The 19646-nt window shown below is 73.2% G+C and carries 22 protein-coding genes and 1 riboswitch; of the genes, 3 read left to right on the forward strand and 19 right to left on the reverse strand.

The window, feature by feature from the left end; translation table 11 throughout:
* Positions 1-204: 204 nt before the first annotated feature.
* Together F4554_RS15690 and F4554_RS15695 are read left to right on the forward strand one after the other, a co-directional pair.
* Complete coding sequence (locus tag F4554_RS15690; protein ID WP_179788063.1) at positions 205-1254, forward strand: ABC transporter ATP-binding protein; 1050 nt, start codon at positions 205-207, stop codon at positions 1252-1254.
* Positions 1251-2108 carry an ABC transporter permease gene (locus F4554_RS15695; protein ID WP_179788064.1) on the forward strand — a complete coding sequence of 286 codons (858 nt, stop codon included), beginning with the start codon at positions 1251-1253 and terminating at the stop codon, positions 2106-2108. Before F4554_RS15690 ends, F4554_RS15695 begins: the two co-directional genes overlap by 4 nt.
* Positions 2109-2124: 16 nt before the next feature.
* On the opposite strand, the gene F4554_RS15700 is transcribed toward F4554_RS15695, so the two are convergent.
* From F4554_RS15700 to def, 10 genes are all read right to left on the reverse strand, one after another.
* A complete protein-coding gene (locus tag F4554_RS15700) occupies positions 2125-2721 on the reverse strand; it encodes a histidine phosphatase family protein (RefSeq protein ID WP_202889309.1) in 597 nt (198 codons plus the stop codon).
* Positions 2722-2743: 22 nt separating this feature from the next.
* Entirely contained in the window at positions 2744-3265 is a 522-nt protein-coding gene (gene ribH, locus F4554_RS15705; RefSeq protein ID WP_179788065.1) for a 6,7-dimethyl-8-ribityllumazine synthase, read from the reverse strand.
* Positions 3262-4533 (reverse strand): bifunctional 3,4-dihydroxy-2-butanone-4-phosphate synthase/GTP cyclohydrolase II, encoded by a 1272-nt coding sequence (locus F4554_RS15710; protein WP_179788066.1) that lies wholly within the window; start codon positions 4531-4533, stop codon positions 3262-3264. Before F4554_RS15710 ends, ribH begins: the two co-directional genes overlap by 4 nt.
* Positions 4530-5222 (reverse strand): nicotinamide riboside transporter PnuC, encoded by a 693-nt coding sequence (gene pnuC / locus F4554_RS15715; protein WP_179788067.1) that lies wholly within the window; start codon positions 5220-5222, stop codon positions 4530-4532. Before pnuC ends, F4554_RS15710 begins: the two co-directional genes overlap by 4 nt.
* Entirely contained in the window at positions 5219-5881 is a 663-nt protein-coding gene (locus F4554_RS15720; RefSeq protein ID WP_179788068.1) for a riboflavin synthase, read from the reverse strand. The genes pnuC and F4554_RS15720 overlap by 4 nt, the downstream gene beginning before the upstream one ends.
* 127 nt (positions 5882-6008) lie before the next feature.
* A riboswitch (FMN riboswitch) is annotated at positions 6009-6150 on the reverse strand.
* A 179-nt stretch (positions 6151-6329) separates the two neighbouring features.
* Positions 6330-6839, reverse strand: coding sequence for a cupin domain-containing protein (locus tag F4554_RS15725; RefSeq protein ID WP_202889310.1), 510 nt, complete (start codon positions 6837-6839; stop codon positions 6330-6332).
* A gap of 9 nt (positions 6840-6848) precedes the next feature.
* A complete protein-coding gene (gene rpe / locus F4554_RS15730; RefSeq protein ID WP_179788069.1) occupies positions 6849-7520 on the reverse strand; it encodes a ribulose-phosphate 3-epimerase in 672 nt (223 codons plus the stop codon).
* 13 nt (positions 7521-7533) lie between these two features.
* On the reverse strand, positions 7534-9156 hold the full coding sequence (locus tag F4554_RS15735; RefSeq protein WP_179788070.1) for an RsmB/NOP family class I SAM-dependent RNA methyltransferase: 1623 nt from the start codon (positions 9154-9156) through the stop codon (positions 7534-7536).
* Positions 9156-10082, reverse strand: coding sequence for a methionyl-tRNA formyltransferase (fmt, locus tag F4554_RS15740; RefSeq protein WP_179791574.1), 927 nt, complete (start codon positions 10080-10082; stop codon positions 9156-9158). The genes F4554_RS15735 and fmt overlap by 1 nt, the downstream gene beginning before the upstream one ends.
* A gap of 50 nt (positions 10083-10132) precedes the next feature.
* A complete protein-coding gene (def, locus tag F4554_RS15745) occupies positions 10133-10678 on the reverse strand; it encodes a peptide deformylase (protein WP_337796059.1) in 546 nt (181 codons plus the stop codon).
* A gap of 150 nt (positions 10679-10828) precedes the next feature.
* Here def and F4554_RS15750 point away from each other — a divergent pair, with 150 nt between their 5' ends.
* On the forward strand, positions 10829-11413 hold the full coding sequence (locus tag F4554_RS15750; protein WP_179788071.1) for an NUDIX hydrolase: 585 nt from the start codon (positions 10829-10831) through the stop codon (positions 11411-11413).
* Positions 11414-11471: 58 nt separating this feature from the next.
* On the opposite strand, the gene F4554_RS15755 is transcribed toward F4554_RS15750, so the two are convergent.
* From F4554_RS15755 to mihF, 9 genes are all read right to left on the reverse strand, one after another.
* Positions 11472-12131, reverse strand: a complete 660-nt coding sequence (locus F4554_RS15755; RefSeq protein ID WP_337796060.1) for an HAD family hydrolase — start codon at positions 12129-12131, stop codon at positions 11472-11474.
* A gap of 40 nt (positions 12132-12171) precedes the next feature.
* Entirely contained in the window at positions 12172-14274 is a 2103-nt protein-coding gene (locus tag F4554_RS15760; protein ID WP_179788072.1) for a primosomal protein N', read from the reverse strand.
* A gap of 60 nt (positions 14275-14334) precedes the next feature.
* Positions 14335-15531: a methionine adenosyltransferase gene (gene metK / locus F4554_RS15765; RefSeq protein WP_337796061.1), complete on the reverse strand. Its 1197-nt coding sequence runs from the start codon at positions 15529-15531 to the stop codon at positions 14335-14337.
* 118 nt (positions 15532-15649) lie between these two features.
* Entirely contained in the window at positions 15650-16663 is a 1014-nt protein-coding gene (locus tag F4554_RS15770; RefSeq protein ID WP_179788074.1) for an Rv2578c family radical SAM protein, read from the reverse strand.
* 57 nt (positions 16664-16720) lie between these two features.
* Positions 16721-16942, reverse strand: coding sequence for a hypothetical protein (locus F4554_RS15775; protein WP_179788075.1), 222 nt, complete (start codon positions 16940-16942; stop codon positions 16721-16723).
* A gap of 107 nt (positions 16943-17049) precedes the next feature.
* Complete coding sequence (gene coaBC / locus F4554_RS15780) at positions 17050-18309, reverse strand: bifunctional phosphopantothenoylcysteine decarboxylase/phosphopantothenate--cysteine ligase CoaBC (protein WP_179788076.1); 1260 nt, start codon at positions 18307-18309, stop codon at positions 17050-17052.
* Positions 18310-18416: 107 nt separating this feature from the next.
* On the reverse strand, positions 18417-18710 hold the full coding sequence (rpoZ, locus tag F4554_RS15785) for a DNA-directed RNA polymerase subunit omega (RefSeq protein ID WP_092655223.1): 294 nt from the start codon (positions 18708-18710) through the stop codon (positions 18417-18419).
* A 2-nt stretch (positions 18711-18712) separates the two neighbouring features.
* Positions 18713-19321: a guanylate kinase gene (gene gmk / locus F4554_RS15790; RefSeq protein WP_179788077.1), complete on the reverse strand. Its 609-nt coding sequence runs from the start codon at positions 19319-19321 to the stop codon at positions 18713-18715.
* Positions 19322-19325: 4 nt separating this feature from the next.
* On the reverse strand, positions 19326-19646 hold the full coding sequence (gene mihF, locus F4554_RS15795; RefSeq protein ID WP_179788078.1) for an integration host factor, actinobacterial type: 321 nt from the start codon (positions 19644-19646) through the stop codon (positions 19326-19328).

A 19646-nucleotide genomic window follows, 5' to 3' on the forward strand; every position in this document is an offset into this window, starting at 1 on the left:
CGACCGAGGTGCGGCAACACCACGATCAGGGGCCGGCGGAACAACCTCGAGTCGAGCCCGTCGCCGGGCGCGGATCCAAGGCCTCCACCGCGCAGGATATCCGCGTACCGCGACCACTCGACTCCTTCACCCCTGGGGTGACCACTCGGTCCACCCCAGGGCAAGCCTGCCCGCCGTCCGGCGGGCACCACACGAAGGAGCACCATGTCCGCGTACGCGGCGTCCGGGGTCCTCGACGACCCCGCACCACTCCCCTCCGGCCGGCCCGCCATCGAGACTGCCGGCCTGGCCAAGACCTACGGCAGCGGCGACAAGGCCGTCCGTGCCCTGGCCGGAATCACCTTCTCCGTGCCCGCTGGCTCGGTCTTCGGACTCCTCGGGCCCAACGGCGCCGGCAAGTCCACCACGGTGAAGATCCTCACCACGCTCTCCCGCGCCGACGCCGGCTCGGCGAGCGTCGCCGGGATCGACGTGCACCGCCACCCCGCGCGGGTACGCCGGGCGATCGGCTACGTCTCCCAGAAACCGGCGTTCGACCCGATGGGCACCGGCCGGGAGAACCTCGTGCTGGCCGGCCGCGTCCACGGGCTGTCCGGGCCGGCCGCCCGGTCCCGGGCGGACGAGCTGCTCGCCCGCTTCGGGCTCACCGAGGCCGGCAACCGGCTGGCCGGCAAGTGGTCGGGCGGCATGCAGCGCAAGCTCGACGTCGCCACCGGCCTGGTGCACCGGCCCTCGGTGCTGTTCATGGACGAACCCACCACCGGACTTGACCCGCAGGCCCGGGCCGAGATGTGGGCCGAGATCGCCCGGCTGGCCCGCGAGGACGGGCTGACCGTGCTGCTCACCACGCACTATCTGGAGGAGGCGGACCGGCTCGCCGACCGGCTGGTGATCATCGACCGCGGCCGGGTTGTCGCCGCCGGTACGCCGGAGGAGCTGAAGGCCCAGCTGGACGGCGACACCGTCCAGGCCGAGATCGCCGCTGCCGACCGGGCCGAGGCGGCCCGGTCGGCGCTGACCGGAGTGCCCGGCGTACAGGACGTCTCCGTGGAGGAGACGACCGTGCGGGCCCGGGTGAGCAACGGCGCGGCCACGCTGCCCGCCGTACTGACCGCCCTGGACGGCGCCCGGGTCGGCCTGACCGCGGTGACCGTGGCCCGGCCCTCCCTCGACGACGTGTACCTGCGCCACGCCGGCCGGTCCTTCGACCGAGCCGACACGGCGTCCCTTCCCCGGCAGGAGACGAACCGATGACCACCCTCCCCGAAACCCCCGTCGAAAGCCGAACGGACGCCCGCACCGGCGTACGGGCCGAGCGGCGGGCCGGCTCGGCCGGCACGTTCCTGGCCCACTCCGCGTACCTCACCGGACGGTGGTTGCGCACCCTGACCCGGCAGCCGGCGTACCTCGCGTTCACCCTGATCCAGCCGATGATCTGGCTGCTGCTGTTCGGCCAGCTGTTCCGGAACGTCGCCCGGCTACCGGGCTTCGGCTCCGGCTCCTACCTGGAGTACCTCACGCCCGGCGTAGTGGTGATGACGGCGATGTTCTCCGCTGGCTGGGCGGGCACGTCGTTCATCCAGGACATGGAACGCGGCGTGATGGACCGCAACCTCACCTCCCCGGTCAGCCGCGGCGCGCTGATCACCGGTTCGCTGGCGTTCCAGGCGGTGACCACCGTGATCCAGTCGCTGATCGTCCTCGCTGTCGGGCTTGCGGCCGGTGCGCGCTTCGCCGGCGGGGTCACGGGCGTGCTGGTCGTCCTGGTGTGCGCCGTACTGCTGGCGGTCGTGTTCGCCGCACTGTCGGACGCGATCGCGTTGCTGGTGCACCAGCAGGAGGCGCTGATCGCGATCTCGCAGTTCCTGATCCTGCCGCTGTCGTTCCTGTCGTCGGTGATGATGGCACCCGCGCTGATGCCTGCCTGGGTGGGCGACGTGGCGAGGTTCAACCCGGTGGACTGGGCCGCCCTCGCCGCCCGGTCGGCGGTCTCCGCGGCACCGGACTGGGGGCTGGTCAGCGGCCGGCTCGGGCTGCTGGTGGCGCTCGTGGCCGCCATGGGCTGGCTGGCGGCGCGGGCGTTCCGCTCCTACCAGCGCTCGGTGTGAGGTCCCGGACCCGGGGTCAGGACGGTTGCCGGATCACCGCGCGGAGCCTGCCCGACCCCGGGCCCACCGTCTTCCACGAGCCCGCGACGTCGAACACCGTGAGCGTGCCGGTGGGATATCCGCCGGCCAGCACGCTCCGGTCCGCTCCGGACGAGCCGTCGTCGAGTGCGGCGGCGAGACTCGCGATCGAGGGGTTGTGCCCCACCACCAGCAGGGTGCGAGCGTCGTCGGGCGCCTCGGTCACCACGTCGAGGAGGTCGTCCAGGGTGTTGTCGTACACCCGCCGATCGAGGTCGACCTCCACCTCGACCTGAGGTGGAGTTGTCTCGACCTCGACTTCAGGTTGAGACTTTCCGGATCGACGGGCGCCGACCGCGGAGTTCGCCGCGATCGCGCCGGCGAACTCCGCCCAGGTCTGCCTGGTCCGCAGCGCGGGCGACACGACTGCCAGGTCGGGCATGACGCCGAGTTCCCTGGCCTGCCGCCCGGCGTAGCCGGACTGTGCCCGGCCACGGCTGGCCAGCGGGCGGTCGGCGTCGGCCACCCCCAACGGTGACTCCGCCTTGCCGTGGCGCAGGAGCAGCAACCGCCGGTTCGTTCGGAGGCTCCTCACCGGATCACCCCTTCCCCGCAGATCACCCGGTGACCGGAACGACGCGGTGGTCACCGGCCGGCGGGAGAGTGCCCGCCAGGTCCCGCAGGGTCAGCGCCGTGCGCAGTGCCGCCTGAGTGCACTCGTAGCCCCGGTCCTCGTGCGACCCGGGCAGCCCGGCGCGGTCCAGCGCCTGCTCGGCGGTGTCGCAGGTGAGCACGCCGAAGCCGACCGGCACCCCGGTCTGGACGCTCACGTCGGTGAGCCCGGCGGTCGCCGCCTGGCACACGTAGTCGAAGTGCGGTGTGCCGCCGCGGACGACGGTACCCAGGGCCACCACGGCCTCCAGGCCCGACCGGGCGAGCCGCGCGGCCACCACCGGAAGCTCGAACGAGCCGGGCACCCGCACCACCACCGGGTCGCTCACCCCGGCCTCGGCGAGCGCTCGCAGCGCGCCGTCCAGCAGGCCGCCCATCACCTCCTCGTGCCACGACGCGGCGACCACGCCGACCCGCAGGCCAGCACCGTCGATCCGGGTGGCGCCCGGCGCGCCCGATCCGCTCATGAAGCCCTCCCGGTGGTCTGCCGAACGACGCCCGCCTCGGCCGGCAGCGCGTGCCCGAGCCGATCCCGCTTGGTCGCGAGGTAACGGGCGTTGTCGCCGTTCGGGGTGATCGTCAGCGGTGTGGTGGCGGTGACGGTCAGGCCGTACGCCTCCAGCCCGGCGCGTTTGGCCGGGTTGTTGGTGAGCAGGCGCATCCGTCCTACGCCGAGGTCGGCGAGGATCTGCGCGCCGATCCAGTAGTCGCGGGCGTCGACCGGCAGCCCGAGGGCGAGGTTGGCCTCCACCGTGTCGTGGCCGGTGTCCTGCAGGGCGTACGCGGACAGCTTGGCCAGCAGGCCGATGCCGCGTCCCTCGTGGCCGCGCAGGTAGACGACCACGCCGTCGCCGGCGGCGGCGACCGCCGCGAGCGCGCGGTCAAGCTGGGGGCCGCAGTCGCAGCGCAGCGAGCCGAACGCGTCGCCGGTGAGGCACTCCGAATGCAGCCGGACCAGCGGATCGCCGTCGGCAGCACCTACGGCTCCGGCCTCGGCCCCCGGTTCGCCGCGGACCAGCGCGACGTGCTCGGACCCGTCGACCGTGCAGCGGTACCCGATTGCCTGGAAGTCGCCGTGCCGGGTCGGTATCCGGGTCTGCGCGACGCGTTCGACCAGCCGCTCGTGCCGGCGGCGGTGGCGTACGAGGTCCTCGATCGTGATCAGCGCGAGGTCGTGCTCGTCGGCGAACCGGCGCAGCGCGTCCCCGCGCATCATCGTGCCGTCGTCCTCGACCAGTTCGGCGAGTACGCCGGCCGGTGGCAGGCCGGCGAGCCGGACCAGGTCGACCGCGGCCTCGGTGTGCCCGCGCCTGACCAGGACTCCGCCGGGCCGGTAGCGCAGTGGGAACACGTGCCCCGGTCGTACGACATCGGTCGGGCCGGCGTCCGGGTCGGCCAGCAGTCGGATGGTGCGTGTGCGGTCCTCGGCGCTGATGCCGGTGGTGATCCCGGTGGCGGCGTCCACCGTCACGCAGAACGCCGTCCGCATCGCGTCCTTGTTGTCCGCGGTCATCGGCCCGACAGCGAGCCGGTCCAGGTCGGCGCCCTCCATCGGTACGCACAGCACGCCGCTGGTGTGCCGCACGGTGAACGCCACCAGCTCCGGGGTCGCGGTGGACGCCGCGAAGATGATGTCGCCCTCGTTCTCGCGGTCCTCGTCGTCGACCACGATCACCGCCCGGCCGGCGGCCAGGTCGGCCAGCGCGCGCCCGACCGGGTCCTGCGGCGAGCTCATGCGGGATCACCCGCCGCCACGGTGTCCGCCGGCTGGGGCGTCGCCGCGATCCGTGCCCGGACGCGGGCCCAGGTGACGAAGCCCAGCACGCAGAACCCGCCGTAGACGAGGTAGAGAATCGCGGACGGGTAGTAGCCCGCCGCCAGCAGCAGCGGCACCCCGACCGCGTCCACCGCGATCCAGATCAGCCAGAACTCCACCCACCCGCGGGCCATGCCGTAGGTGGCGAGGATGCTGCCGGTGAGGATCCAGGCGTCGGCGAGCGGGCCCCACGAGCCCAGCAGGCCGAGGATGTAGGTGAAGACCGCCACGCCCACCGCCGCGCCGGCCAGCATGCCGGCGCGCTCGCGCCAGCTCGCCCACCGCGGTGCGACCGCGCCGCCGTCACCGGCGTCGGTGCGGGCCTGGCGCCACCGCCACCAGCCGTAGGCGCTGACCGCGAAGAAGAACACCTGCCGGCCGGCCTGCCCCCACAGGTCCTTGTCCTGCGGGGCGTGGAAGACACCACCGAGGAAGACGGTGAACAGCAGGATGTTGCCGATCATGCCGACCGGCCAGGCCGCCACCCGGCGGCGCATCCCGAACAGCGCGCTGGCAAGGCCGAAGCCGTTGCCGACGATCTCGCGCCAGAGGATGGTCGAGCCGCCGATGTGCAGTTCGGCTCCGACCAGCCAGGTCAACCAGGTCATGCGTGTGCTCCTTGGGTGTGCGACCGCTCGGCGGGCTGGGCAGCGGGCTCGGCGGTGCTGGTGACGGTGAGTCGTTCGACGTACTTCGCGATGACGTCCACCTCGAGGTTGACCGCAGCACCTGGCTGCTTGCCGCCCAGCGTGGTGACGTCGAGGGTGGTGGGGATGAGCGCGACGGTGAACGCCGGCTCGGGAAGGTCGCGGACCTCGACGACGGTGAGGGACACCCCGTCCACGGCGACGGAGCCCTTCTCCGCGACGTAGCGGGCGAGCGGAGGCGGCAGGGCGATCTCGACGAGGTCCCAGCGGGGGGTGGGCCGGCGGGACAGGATGTGGCCGGTGCCGTCCACGTGGCCCTGCACGATGTGGCCGCCGAGCCGACCGCCGGCGGGGACGGAGCGCTCGAGGTTGACCAGGTGGCCTGGTGCGAGGGCGCCGAGGCTGGTGCGCGACAGTGACTCGGCCATCACGTCGGCGGTGAACCTGCCCTCGCCGGGCTCGACCTCGACCACGGTGAGGCAGCACCCGTCGACGGCGATCGAGTCGCCGTGGCGCGCGTCACTGGTCACCACGGGCCCGCGTACGGTCAACCGCGCGGAGTCCCCCAGGCGCACGAGGTCGACGACCTCGCCGCGTTCTTCGACAATTCCGGTGAACACCGGCTACTCCCTCGCCTTCCGGTCCGCCCGAGCGGGCACCGGGGAAAAGGCGAGGTCACGGCAGGCGCCGACCCGTTGACGCGGACGAGGGGTGCCCTCGCCTGCACAGCGGGTACGGAGCCGTGGCCCGCGTGCTGCCTCCCATCCGGACTTTAACCGTCGGTCCAGGAGTTTCACCTGGTCAACCGGGCGAGGCCGTCGGAACGACTTCGCACGGGTCGCGGACTGTCACCGCCGGTTCGGAATTTCACCGACCCCGGAGCACGCTGCCGAGCATTCAGCTCGTACGACGTTCAGTCTTGCACGGCCCGGCAAGTCCGGGCGCGGCAGTCCGGGCACCCCGAACTCACAGGACCCCGGACCGAGCGGCGGATACGCCCGTTTCGCCGTCGGACCCAGCCGTCATCCCGCCCTCGAATCCGGCCTCGGACCACCTGTCGGACAAGCCTCAGATCCAGAACGTGTCGTGCCGGAGGAAGAACTCCGCGCGCTCGGCCTCGTCGGTCTTCGACAGGTCGGGCAGGCCCTCGAAGTAGCCCTCCCGCGGAGCGCCGGGCGCGAAGTGCAGCAGCATGCTGGCCGGTTCGCCGGACTCGTTGCGGAACGCGTGGATCCCGCCCTCGGGTACGTGCACGTAGTCGCCGGGCTCGGTGTCGAGCCAGCGGGAGCCGTCGAAGATCCGCACCGAGCCGGCGAGGATGTAGAACGACTCCGAGATCGACCGGTGGAAGTGCTCGCTCGGCCCGGACGGCTCCGGGCCCATCTCCCAGCGGTAGAGGCCGAACTCGCCGTTGGTGGAGGCGCCGGTGGACAGGTAGTGGACGCTGCCGCCGGATCGATAGGTGAACTCGGGTGGGCGGCCCGCCGGGCGGTAGGTCGCGCTGACCTCGCCGTCGGAGCCGGCGTAGCGCGGCTTGGGGTACCGCACGTCGGAGTGGTCGTACTCGGGAAAGCTCATGGGAGATTCCTACCCGGTCGGCTTGGACGCTTCCTCCGCCAGCGCACGCAGGTAAGTGACCGCTCGGTCGGGGTCCTCCGCGCCGAACACCGCCGAGCCCGCGACGAACACGTCGGCACCGGCCTCCGCGCAGCGTTCGATGGTCTCCGCCGAGACTCCCCCGTCCACCTGCAGCCACAGGTCGAGCCCCTGCCCGCTCGCGAGCTCACGCGCGCGCCGGATCTTCGGCAGGCACAGGTCGAGGAACTTCTGCCCGCCGAATCCCGGCTCCACCGTCATCACCAGCAGCATGTCCAGCTCGCCCAGCAGGTCGGCGTACGGCTCGACCGGCGTCGCCGGCTTCAACGCCATCCCGGCGCGGGTGCCCAGGGCGCGGAGTTCGCGGGCGAGCCGCACCGGCGCGTGCGCGGCCTCCACGTGGAACGTCACGCTGCCCACCCCGGCGTCTGCGTAGGCGGGTGCCCACCGGTCGGGGTCGTCGATCATCAGGTGGCAGTCGATCGGCAGGTCCGTCGCCGCGAGCAGGGACTCCACCACCGGGAGCCCCAGCGTGAGGTTGGGGACGAAGTGGTTGTCCATCACGTCGACGTGCAGCCAGTCGGCCGCCTGGACCGACTCGGCCGCCTGGGCCAGCCGCGCGAAGTCGGCCGACAGGATGCTCGGTGCTATCTGAACGCCCATGGTGGTCGCGACTCTACTGGGACGCGGGGTCGGTGCCGGTGCGGGTGCCGGTGTCCCCGGTGCGGGTGTCGGTACGGCGCAGCAGGGCGAGGAACATCGCGTCCGTGCCGTGCCGGTGCGGCCACAGCTGGGCCTCCGGGCCGTCGCCGAGGTCGGGTACGCCGGGCAGCAGCGGGCGCGCGTCCAGCCGTTCGACGTCGGAGCGGGCGGCCAGCACGCCGGCCACGACGTCGCGGGTCTCGGCCAGGTGCGGGGAGCAGGTGACGTACGCGACGACGCCGCCCACCCGCACCGAGTTCAGGGCGGTGGTCAGGAGCTTCCCCTGCAGCGGGGTGAGCCCGGCGACGTCACCTGCCGCCCGCCGCCAGCGTGCCTCCGGCCGGCGGCGCAGCGCGCCCAGGCCGGTGCACGGCACGTCGACCAGCACCCGGTCGAAGGTGCCGGGACGCCAGGCCGGCGCGGTGCCGTCGGCGACCACGGTGCCGAGGACGCCGCGGGACGGCCGGCCCCGGGGAGTGAGCGCCCGGGCGACCAGCTCGGCCCGGTGCGGCTGGAGCTCGGCGGCCAGCAACCCGGCCGATCGCCGTCCGGCCAGGCTCGCGAGCAGAGCCGACTTACCGCCGGGTCCAGCGCACAGGTCGAGCCAGCGGTCGTCGCCGCCGTCGCCGGTCAGCGGTGCCTCCGCCAGCGCAGCCGCGACGAGCTGGCTGCCCTCGTCCTGGACGCCGGCGCGGCCCTGGGCCACGGCCTGGATCCGGTGCGGGTCTCCGCCTTCGGTCAGGACGGCGGCGTACGGGGACCATCGGCCGGGTTCGGCGCCCTCGGCACGAAGGTCCGCCACACTCGACCGCCCCGGCCAGGCCGCGAGCGTCACCCGGGGCGGCTCGTTGTCGGCCGCGAGCACGGCGGCCGTTTCTGCGAGGGAACCGCCGAGCGCGGCCGCGAACGCCTCCACCACCCACCGCGGGTGCGCGTGAACCGTGGCGAGGTTGCCGAGCGGATCCTGCTCGTACGCCGGGGCAAGCTCGGCCTGCCAGCCGGGCAGGTCGCGGGCAGCGACCTTCCGCAAGACGGCGTTGACGAACTTCGACGGACCGATCCCGGCTACTCGGCGGGCCAGGTCGACGCTGGTCGCCACCGCCGCGTGCGCGGGCACCCGCATGCCGAGAATCTGGTGTGCGCCAAGGCGAAGGACGTCGCGGACCTCCGGGTCAAGCTTCGTCAAGGGCCGGTTGACACAGCGGGCGAGGACGTCGTCGTAGCCGCCGCGCCGCAGGGTGCCGTGCGCGAGTTCGGTGGCGAAGGCGGCGTCCCGGCCGGACAGGCCGCGCTCACGCAGGGCCGAGGGGAGCACGAGGTTGGCGTAGGCGTCCCGGACCGACACCGCGTGCACCACGTCGTAGGCGGCCAGCCGGGCGGGGTCCACCCCTGCGCGCCGCTGCCCGCCGGCGCCACCAGGGGCGCTCGACTGCCGGCCACCAGATCCGCCGGTCGGGCCCGGCCGGCGCCGGGCCGCGTTGCCCACCCCGCCCGCCCTGCCTCGCTGATCGGTACGGGCGGCGCCGCTGGTTCGTCGCGCACCACCGGACCTGCCGGCACTGCCGGACCTGCCGGAGTTCCCGGGCTCGGACGCCATCAGGTGAGGGACTCCTCGTCGCCGGGGCGTACGCCGCGCGCCCAGTCGGCCGCCGGCATCGCCTGCTTGCCCGGTGGGCGTACCTCACCGAGGGCGACCGGAACGCTGCCGGTGCCCACGAGGACCCTGGACTTCTCCGCCCGCAGCCGCCCCGGCGGCAGCACCTCGGCGTCAGGGACCACGGTGACCGGTCCGAGCTTGACGCGGTCGTCGCGGAACGTCGTCCACGCGCCGGGCGCGGGCGTGGCCGAGCGGACCAGCCGGTCGACGGCGAACGCGGGCGCCTTCCAGTCCACGCGTACGTCGTCCACCTCGACCTTGCGCGCGTAGGTCACGCCGTCGGCGGGCTGGGGCCGGGCCTCCAGCGTGCCCGTGGCGATGCCGTCGAGGGTGTCCGCCAGCAGCCGGGCGCCGCTGCGTGCCAGCCGGTCGAGGAGGTCGCCGGCGGTGTCGGTGGGGCCGATCGGTTCGGTGAGCACGCCGTACACCGGGCCGGCGTCCAGCTCCTCCACGATCTGGAACGTCGACGCACCGGTCACGTCGTCACCGGCGCGGATCGCGTGCTGAACCGGCGCCGCGCCACGCCAGGCGGGCAGCACCGAGAAGTGCAGGTTGATCCAGCCGTACCGGGGAATCTCCAGCACGCTCGCCGGCAGCAGTCCGCCGTACGCGACCACCGGGCAGGCGTCGGGGGCGATCTCGCGCAGCCGGTCGGCGAACGCCGGGTCCTTCGCGGACTTCGGGGTGAGCACCTCGATCCCGGCGGCGCGCGCGCGTTCGGCGACCGGTGACGGGTGCAGCTTGCGCCCCCGGCCCGAGGGCGCGTCCGGCCGGGTCAGCACGGCGACCACCTCGTGCCGCCCGGCGAGGACGGCCTCCAGCGCGGGCACCGCCGCTTCCGGCGTACCCGCGAACAACAATCGCAGCCGGCCGGTCTTCCCCGGCGCCGCGGACTCCCCCGCCACCGCGGCCGGCACTACAGCGCCCGGCCCAGCGTCGGATGCGGTGACACCCGAACCTGCGGCGGCGTGGCGCCGGCCCACTCCGCCTCCCGGATCGCCCGCAGGGCGGCCTTGCGCGCCTCCCGGTCGAGCCGGTCGACGAACAGCACGCCGTCCAGGTGGTCGGTCTCGTGCTGAACACACCGCGCGAGCAGGTCCGAACCCTCCACGGTCACCGGCTCACCGTGCATGTCGTGGCCCTTGGCCACGACCCGCAGCGCGCGCCGGCAGTCGAAGGTGAAACCGGGGATCGACAGGCACCCCTCCGGCCCGAACTGCTCCTCCTCGGACAGGTCGAGCTGGGGGTTGATCAGGTGACCGATGACGTCGTCGACGTGATAGGTGAAGACCCGCAGGCCGACGCCGATCTGCGGCGCGGCCAGGCCGCTGCCGGGTGCGTCGAGCATCGTCTCGGTGAGGTCCGCGACCAGCTTGCGCAGCTCCTTGTCGAAGTCGCGCACGGGCTCGGCCGGGGTCCGCAGCACCGGGTCACCGAACAGTCGGATGGGCTGGACAGCCACGCAGGTCTCCTCGATCAGCTCACAGGCGTCCCCGCCAGTCTACGGACGCCCCGGATCCGGCCCGACCGGGCCATTCGGGGGCCATTGGGACAGGGCGCCACCGCCCACCGTGCCCCCGCCTGTAGGCCACCTCCCCCTAGGGTCGGGGCCATGCGATGGAACGTGCACGGCGAGCGCGAGATCTACTCCAGCGACTGGGTGCGGCTCACCCTGGCCGACGTCGAGGTGCCCGGACTGCGCCGGTTCGACCATCACGTCCTGCGGATGCCCCGCCCCGCCGCCGGCGTGGTAGTCCACGACCCCGGGCGCGGTCTGCTGTTGCTGTACCGCCACCGGTTCATCACCGACACCTGGGGCTGGGAGATCCCGGCCGGCGGCGTCGACACGGGCGAGACCCCGGCGCGGGCCGCCGAGCGGGAGGTCCTCGAGGAGACCGGCTGGCGCCCGGGGCCGTTGCGGGAGCTGGCGGCATACCACCCGAGCAACGGGATCGCCGACCAGCGCTTCCACCTCTTCCTCGCCGAGGGGGCGACCAGGGTGGGTGCGCCGAGCGACCCCAGTGAGGCGGAGCGGGTGGAGTGGGTGCCGCTGCCGGAGGTACGCCGGATCGTGCGCGACGGGGAGATGCGGGACGGACTGTCGTTCAGCGCTGTGCTGTACGCGCTCGCGTTCGACGAGCTCGGCGCCTCCGACCGGCCCGCGACCGAGGAATCGTCGACGGCACCGCTCCCCTGACGGTTCTGCCGGCAGTTCTGCCCGCAGTCCTTCAGGGCTGTACGCCGAGCAGCAGGGCTCACACCGGCAGGCCGGCCGCCTTCAGCTGACCGCGCAGCGTCGACCCGTCCAGGAAGACCTCCGCGCGCAGCCCGACCGAGCGGGCGGCGTGCACGTTGACCGGCACGTCGTCGGTGTAGAACGTCGAGTCCGCGGCCAGGTCGTGCCGGTCGAGGAGCAGCCGGTAGATCGCGGGGTCCGGCTTGGAGACCCGCTCGACACCGGACACGACCGCGCCGTCCAGATCCGCGAGGAACGGCCACTCCTCGCAGGCGACCGTCCACTTCTCGGCGGAGAAGTTCGTCAGCGCGTACGTCGGTACGCCGGCGGCCCGCAGCGTGTCCAGCACCGCGACGGTCTCCTCCAGGGTGCCGGCGACCATCTCCGCCCAGCGTTCGTCGTAGGCATGGATCAGGTCCCGGTGCTCGGGGAACCGGGCGGTCAGCTCGGCCACGCCCTCGGCCCAGGTCCGCCCCGCGTCCTGCGCGGCGTTCCACTCCGGGGTGCACACCTGCGCGAGGAACCGCTCGACCTCAGCCTCGTCGGCCAGCAGCGTGCGGTAGAGGTAGCGAGGGTTCCAGTCCAGCAGGACCCCGCCCACGTCGAACACGACTGCCTGGATCGGCGTTCGGGACGGTGGCTGGGACGGCGAGGCGGGTGGGCGGTCTGCGTGTGTCACGAACGCCGACCCTACCCGCGACGGGCGCCTCACTCGTGGCCTACCCGAGCACGGCGGGGTCGACCTGGACGCGCACCGGCCCCGGCGCCTTGCGGGCACTGCGTACCGCCTGGGCCGCCTTCAGCGCCCCGGACAGGCGAGCCCCGTCTGCCCACCGCACCCGCAGGACGAGCCGGACGACCTCGTCCTCGGCGGCCTGGGGCACCGGTCCGAGCACCTCGGTGCCCGGGGGAAGCTCGACCAGCCCGGCCAGGTCGCGTACGGCGTCCGGCGCGCCGGTCAGGGTGGCCAGCCGCACGGCCGGTGGGAACCTCGCGGCCTCGCGTTCGGCGAGCTCGCGTTCGGCCTGGGCCTGCGGCGACCACCGGACCAGCGCCTGGATAGCCGGAGACCCCGGATCGCCCACGACGACGACCGAGCCGCCCGCACTCGCCGGCCGCACCAGAGCGGCGGCGTTGAGCCAGCGGCGCAGCGCCTCCTCCCCCGCCCGCAGGTCGGCGCGCGCCAGCGCCAGCCAGGAGTCCAGCAGTAACGCGCCGGCGTATCCGCCCTCGGCCACCGGCTCAGCGCCCGGCGTGGCGACCACCAGGGCGGGTTCGGCGCCGACGGTGGCCAGCACGCGCGGGCCGCCGGACGTGCGCACCGGAACTCTGGGGAACGCCCGGCCGAGCTCCTCGGCGGTGCGCCCGGCGCCGACCACGGGGGCGCGCAGTCGGCCTCCGCCGCAGTTGGGGCACCGCCACGACACCGCGGGCCGGCCGCACCATCCGCAGCTCGGCGGTGCGCCGGCGGAGCCGAGCTGGAGCGGTCCGGCGCAGGTCGCGCAGCGTGCCGGGCCCCGGCAGGTCTGGCAGGCCAGGGCGGGGAGATAGCCGGACCGGGGCACCTGCACCAGCACCGGCCCCGAGCCCAGGGCGGCCCGGGCCTGTTCGAACGCCCGGTGTGGCAGCCGCACCGCGCGGGCTGCCGGGTCGCGGGCGAGGTCGGTGTCATTGTCGCCGGCCACCGCGACGCGCGGCCCGCGCTCGCGGACGACGGCGCGCTCGGGGGCCAGCGGTCGCGCCCAGCCGGTGGCCAGCAGGTGAGCTCCCTCGGCGGTGCACGCGAACCCGCCGAGCAGCGCTGCGCAGCCGGACTCGTGCGCCCGCAGCAACAAGACCTCGCGCACGTGGGGGTAGGGGGCGCGCGGCTCGGCGTGCAGGTCGTCACCGTCGTCCCAGCAGGCGACCAGGCCGAGATCGGCGACCGGGGCGAAGGCCGCCGAACGGGTGCCCACCACGCAGCGCACATTGCCGCGCCGGGCGGCCAGGAAACGGCGGTAGCGCTCGGCCGGACCGAGCTCGGCGGTCAGGACGACGTGCCGGTCGGGGCCGAGCACCTCGCCGAACGCGGCGTCCAGCCTGGCCACGTCGCGTTGGTCGGGGACGACCACCAGCACACCCCTGCCGCCGGCGAGGGTCACGGCGGCGGCGTGGGCGAGCGCGGCCGGCCAGTCCTCGCCGGGTACGGCCGTCCAGACCGCGCGCGGCGCGTCGCCGCGGCGCAGAGCCTCGAGAAAGGCGGCACCGGTTTGGTACGAGCTCCACGGGCCGGGCCGCACGGCGTCGGCAGAGTGAGCGAGACGAGCGGACGGTTCACCGTCGGAGGTGCGGGCGGAGTCAGCGCCGGAGCCGGAGTCGGCGGCAGTGCCGGATTCAGCGGCGGCCTTCGGGGCGGCGCCCTCCACCCGCGCGTGACGTGGCGGCACCGCCAGCCGCAGGACGTCGGCGAGCGTGCCGGCGTAACGGTCGGCGACCCGGCGGGCCAGACCGGCGATCTCCGGTGCGAGCACCGGCTCGGCGGACACCACCCGGCGCAACGGCGCAAGCCGGCCGCGGTGGTCGGACTCGGCCACCCGCTCGAGCACGAAGCCGTCGAGGTCCTGCCCGGCGAACCGGACGCGCACCCGCGCCCCGGGCACGCACGTGGCGTGCATTCGTTCGGGGACGAGGTAGTCGAAAGGACGGTCGAGATGCGCCAGCGGCACGTCGACCAGCACGCGCGCGACCGGAAGCTCGCGAGCCGGCTGCTGCGGGGTCGTGGCGCGCGGCTTGCGCACCCTGCCTCGCACCAGCGCCAGCTGGCCCCCGTCGTCCTCGGTCACGGCTGCAAAGAGTAGGGCAGGCCACCGACAGGTGGCCTGCCCCTCTCGCGGGTCAGTGGATCAGCCCAGGCCCGCGGCGCTGCGCAGCTCCTCGGCGCGGTCGGTCCGCTCCCAGGTGAAGTCGGGCAGCTCCCGGCCGAAGTGACCGTAGGCGGCGGTCTGGACGTAGATCGGCCGCCGCAGGTCGAGGTCGCGGATGATCGCCGCCGGGCGCAGGTCGAACACCTGCTGCACGGCCTTCTCGATCACGTCGATCGGTGCGGCCTCGGTGCCGGAGCAGTTGACGTAGAAGCCGACCGGCTGCGCCTTGCCGATGGCGTAGGCGACCTGGCACTCGCACTTCTTCGCCAGCCCCGCGGCGACGATGTTCTTCGCCACCCAGCGCATGGCGTAGGTCGCGGACCGGTCGACCTTTGACGGGTCCTTGCCGCTGAAGGCGCCGCCACCGTGCCGGGCGTACCCGCCGTAGGTGTCGACGATGATCTTCCGGCCGGTCAGGCCCGCGTCGCCCATCGGCCCGCCCAGCTCGAACCGGCCGGTCGGGTTGACGTAGAGCCGGTAGCCGGCGCTCTCGATGTCGAGCTCGTTGATGATCGGCTCGATCACGTGCTGGCGGATGTCCGGGGTCAGCATGTTGTCGAGGTCGATGTTGGCGGCGTGCTGCGTGGACAGCACGATCGTGTCGATCCGGGCGGGCCGGTCGCCGTCGTACTCGATCGTCACCTGCGTCTTGCCGTCGGGACGGAGGTAGGGCAGCGTCCCGTCCTTGCGGACGTCGGTGAGGCGCTTGGACAGCCGGTGCGCGACCGTGATCGGCAGCGGCATCAGCTCGGGGGTCTCGTCGCAGGCGAAGCCGAACATCATGCCCTGGTCGCCCGCACCCTGAAGGTCGATCGGGTCGACCGAGCCGTCGGTGCGTCCCTCGTAGGCCGTGTCCACCCCCTGGGCGATGTCGGGCGACTGCGAGCCGATGGAGACCGTGACACCACAGGAAGCGCCGTCGAAGCCCTTGGCCGAGGAGTCGTAACCGATTTCGAGGATGCGTTCGCGTACCAGCGAGGCGATGTCGGCGTAGGCACTCGTGGTGACCTCGCCGGCCACCACGACCAGCCCGGTCGTCAGCAACGTCTCCACCGCGACCCGGCTACCGGGGTCCTCCGCGAGGAGTGCGTCGAGTACGGAGTCGCTGATCTGGTCGGCGATCTTGTCCGGGTGGCCCTCGGTAACCGACTCGGATGTGAACAGTCGTCGGGACACGGCCATCCTTTCTTCTAGGCACTGCCTTCGTGGCGCCAAGGCACGGTCAGGTGAGCGGTGCGCGCGGAGGCCGCGAGCGGCCGCTCTCGATTGTGCGGTGCCCGCAAGCCTAGCCAGGTCAGCTGGACGGGGGGTCGCCATGGGGGGCGTTTTGGCGAGAATCGCGCTCTGTGCCCACTCCGTGGCGTCGGGCGAGCATTGCGACGGTCGCCGAGATCCGCTTCCGGTAGGCCGCCTGGGCGTAGGAACCGGAGCCGTACAGGTCGCGGTAGACAGGCAGCAGATCGGGGCGCTCCCGGGCGAGCCACTGGTGGTACCACTCCCGCGCGCCGGGCCGCAGGTGCAACACGATCGGGGTGAGGCTGCTCGCCCCGGAGGCGGCGATCGCGCGCACGGTCTCCTCGAGCTGGTCGGGTGCGTCACCGAGGTGCGGGAGGATCGGCGCCATCAGCACCCCGACCCGAAAGCCTGCGTCGGTCAGAGTCCGGACCATCCGCAGCCGGGCCTGCGGGCTCGGGGTCCCCGGCTCCACCCGCCGCCACAGGTCGGCGTCGACCGAACCCACCGAGACGCTGAGCCCCACCTCGACCTGCTGCGCGGCCTCGCGCAGCAGGTCGAGATCGCGCAGCAGCAGCGTGCCCTTGGTCAGGATGGAGAACGGGTTGCCCGCGTCGCGCAGCGCGGTGATGATCCCGGGCATCAGGGCGTACCTGCCCTCGGCCCGCTGGTAACAGTCGACGTTGGTGCCCATCGCCACCGGCTCCCCGCGCCAGCTCGGTCGGGCCAGCTCCCGGCGCAGCACCGCCGCGGCGTTGACCTTGACGATCACCTTGGTGTCGAAGTCGCGTCCGGCGTCGAGGTCGAGGTACTCGTGGGTGCGCCGGGCGAAGCAGTAGACACAGGCATGCCCACAGCCTCGGTAGGGGTTGATCGTCCAGTCGAAGGGCACCCGGGCGGCCGAGGGCACCTTGTTCAGCAGTGACCTGGCGTGGATCTCGTAGAACGTCATCCCCCGGAACTCCGGGGTGTCGAAGGTGCGGGCGCACGCGTCCAGCCCGAACAACGCCAGCTCGGCCGGCTGGTCGGCATCGGTGCCGGAGCGGCCGGCGAGTCGTTGGCTGTCCCATCGCACCGACCCAGCCTATCGAACGCGCGTTCGAGGCGCGGACGCGCCGGCCGCGTGCGGCGCTCAGCCGGTGAACGCCCTGGCCGCCACGAGGTAGACGACCAGGCACGCCAGCATGATCACCAGGGCGCGCAGGGCGGGCCAGCGGGCGGCGCCGTAGCGGCGGACGTTGGCTCGGGCCACCTTGGTGTCGTTCACCGTACGGACGAAGTGCTGGTAGCGCCGCCCGGCCAGGAATGCGATCACCGCCGCGCCGAGGATCAGGACGGTAGCGATTTCGGCCATCCTGGGAGACTAGCCAGCGTCGACCGGCATGGCCGCTTCATGACACGCCGGATGAGGGAACTCCCATGAACGTCGGGCCGGGCGTGTCGGCCGGCGAACGCGGGGAGTCAGCGGGCCGGTACCGAGGGGGGTTCGGCAGCGGCCCAGCGTGCGGCCACGAGGTCCCAGATCTGGTGGGCGAGCGCCTCCTTGGCGCCACGGGGCACCACGGTCTGCGAGCCGTCCGCGCCCAGGATGACCGCCTCGTTGTCGGGGCTCTCGAACCCCTTGTCCGCCCCCACCTCGTTGACCACGAGCAGGTCGCAGCCCTTGCGGGCCAGCTTGGCCCGGCCGTGGTCGAGGACGCCCGCGGTGGCGTCTCCGGTCTCGGCGGCGAAGCCGGCCACCACCAGGCCGGGGCTCGGCCGGTCGTGGGAGAGCTCGGCCAGGATGTCGGGGTTCTGGGTCAGCTCCACCGTCGGGGCAGAACCGTCGTCGGCCTTCTTGATCTTGGCGTCGGCATACGCGGTCGGGCGGAAGTCGGCGGGCGCCGCGGCCATCACCACCGCGTCGGCGTCTCGCGCGGCGGCCAGGACGGCGTCGCGCAACTCCCGCGTCGAGCCGACCCGGGTGACCTTCACCCCGGCCGGGTCGGGCAGTGAGACGTTGGCCGCCACCAGGGTCACCGAGGCGCCGCGCAGGGCCGCGGTGCGGGCGAGTGCGTAGCCCTGTCGCCCGGACGAGCGGTTGCCGAGGTAGCGGACCGGGTCGAGGTACTCCCGGGTGCCGCCGGCACTGACCACGACGTGCCGGCCGGCGAGGTCGGCCACCAGCGGCTCGGAGCCGCGGGCGAGCACACCGCGGCAGACGTCGAAGATCTGCTCCGGCTCCGGCAGCCGGCCCTTACCTGTGTCGACGCCGGTCAGGCGTCCCTCGGCCGGCTCCAGGACCAGCGCTCCCCGCTCGCGCAACGTGGCGACGTTGGCCCGGGTGGCGGGGTGTTCCCACATCTCGGTGTGCATGGCCGGTGCGAACACGACCGGGCAGCGGGCGGTCAGCAGGGTGGAGGTGAGCAGGTCGTCCGCCTGCCCGTGCGCGGCCTTGGCCAGCAGGTCGGCGGTGGCCGGCGCGACCACGACCAGGTCGGCCTGCTGACCGAGCCGGACGTGGGGCACCTCGTGCACGTCGTCCCAGACCGTGGTGTGCACCGGCTGATGGGACAACGCCGCCCAGGTCGCCTCACCGACGAAGCGCAGGGCGCTCTCGGTGGGCACGACCCGGACGTCGTAGGGAACCTCCACCAGCAGGCGCAGCAACGAGCATGCCTTGTAGGCGGCGATGCCGCCTGCGACGCCGAGCACCACGCGAGGTCTGGGGGCACCCGGCATCGTCAGCTCCGAACTCCGGTCGGGAGAACGCGGTCGTCAGGGCCGCTGGAGGTTTGGGTCTGGAGTCGTTCAGGGGTGACGACGGTCGGTGCGTCGTCGCCGGGCGGTCAGGACGCCGCCGGCTGGCCGCCCTCGTCGGTGGGCTCGATGTCCTCGACGGTGAGCAGGCCCTCGTTGATCTCACGCAGCGCGATGGACAGCGGCTTCTCCTGGACGTGGGTGTCCACGAGCGGGCCGACGTACTCGAGCAGGCCCTCGCCCAGCTGGGCGTAGTAGGCGTTGATCTGCCGGGCGCGCTTGGCGGAGAACAAGACGAGCTTGTACTTCGAGTCGCTCTTTTCGAGCAGGTCGTCGATGGGCGGGTACGTGATGCCCTCGGCAGCAGGCTGGGTACCAGACAAGCTCAGGCCTCCGAAGAATATGGTTGGGAGCGCATCAAGGCTACCAACTCCTCCGCGGCGACGCCCACCTCGGTGTTGACGACGGTGACGTCGAACTCCTTCTCGGCGGCCAGCTCCTCCCGGGCGGTCTCCAGCCGGCGCTCCTGCTCCTCCGCCGACTCGGTGCCCCGGCCCAGCAGCCGGCGGACGAGTTCCTCCCAGCTGGGCGGCGCCAGGAACACGAACAGCGCGTCCGGCATCGTCTGGCGGACCTGCCGGGCGCCCTGCAGGTCGATCTCCAGCAGCGCCGGGCGGCCCTCGGTGAGCTTGTCCTGAACCGCGGCCCGCGGGGTGCCGTAGCGGTGGGTGCCGTGCACGACCGCCCACTCCAGCAGGGCGTCGTCGGCGACCATCCGGTCGAACTCCTCGTCGGAGACGAACCAGTAGTGCACCCCGTGGATCTCTCCCGGGCGCGGCCGGCGGGTGGTGGCCGAGACCGAGATCCACACCTCCGGATGCGTACGCCGGATCGCCGCGGCGAGGGTGCCCTTGCCCACGGCCGTCGGGCCGGCGAGCACGGTCAGCCGAGCCACCGGACGTCGGGTCTCCCCCGCCGCGGTCCGGTCGTACACGGTCTCAGGATTCGCCGAACTCACGCTTCAGCGCAGCCACTTGGTTGTCTCCGAGGCCCCGCACGCGGCGGCTCTCGGAGATTCCGATGCGTTCCATGATCTGCTGGGCGCGGACCTTGCCCACGCCCGGCATCGAACAAAGCAGGTCGAACACCCGCATCTTGCCGATCACTTCGTTGGAGTCACGCCCTACCTTGACGACCTCGCCGAGCGAGGCGCCGGAATTTTTGAGTCGGTTCTTCACCTCAGCACGCTCACGCCGGGCCTGTGCGGCCTTCTCCAGCGCGGCCTGCCGGGCTTCGGGGGTCAGGTGAGGTAGCGGCAC

Origin of the sequence: Actinopolymorpha rutila (assembly GCF_013407855.1) — a bacterium.
Taxonomy (GTDB): Bacteria; Actinomycetota; Actinomycetes; order Propionibacteriales; family Actinopolymorphaceae; genus Actinopolymorpha; species Actinopolymorpha rutila.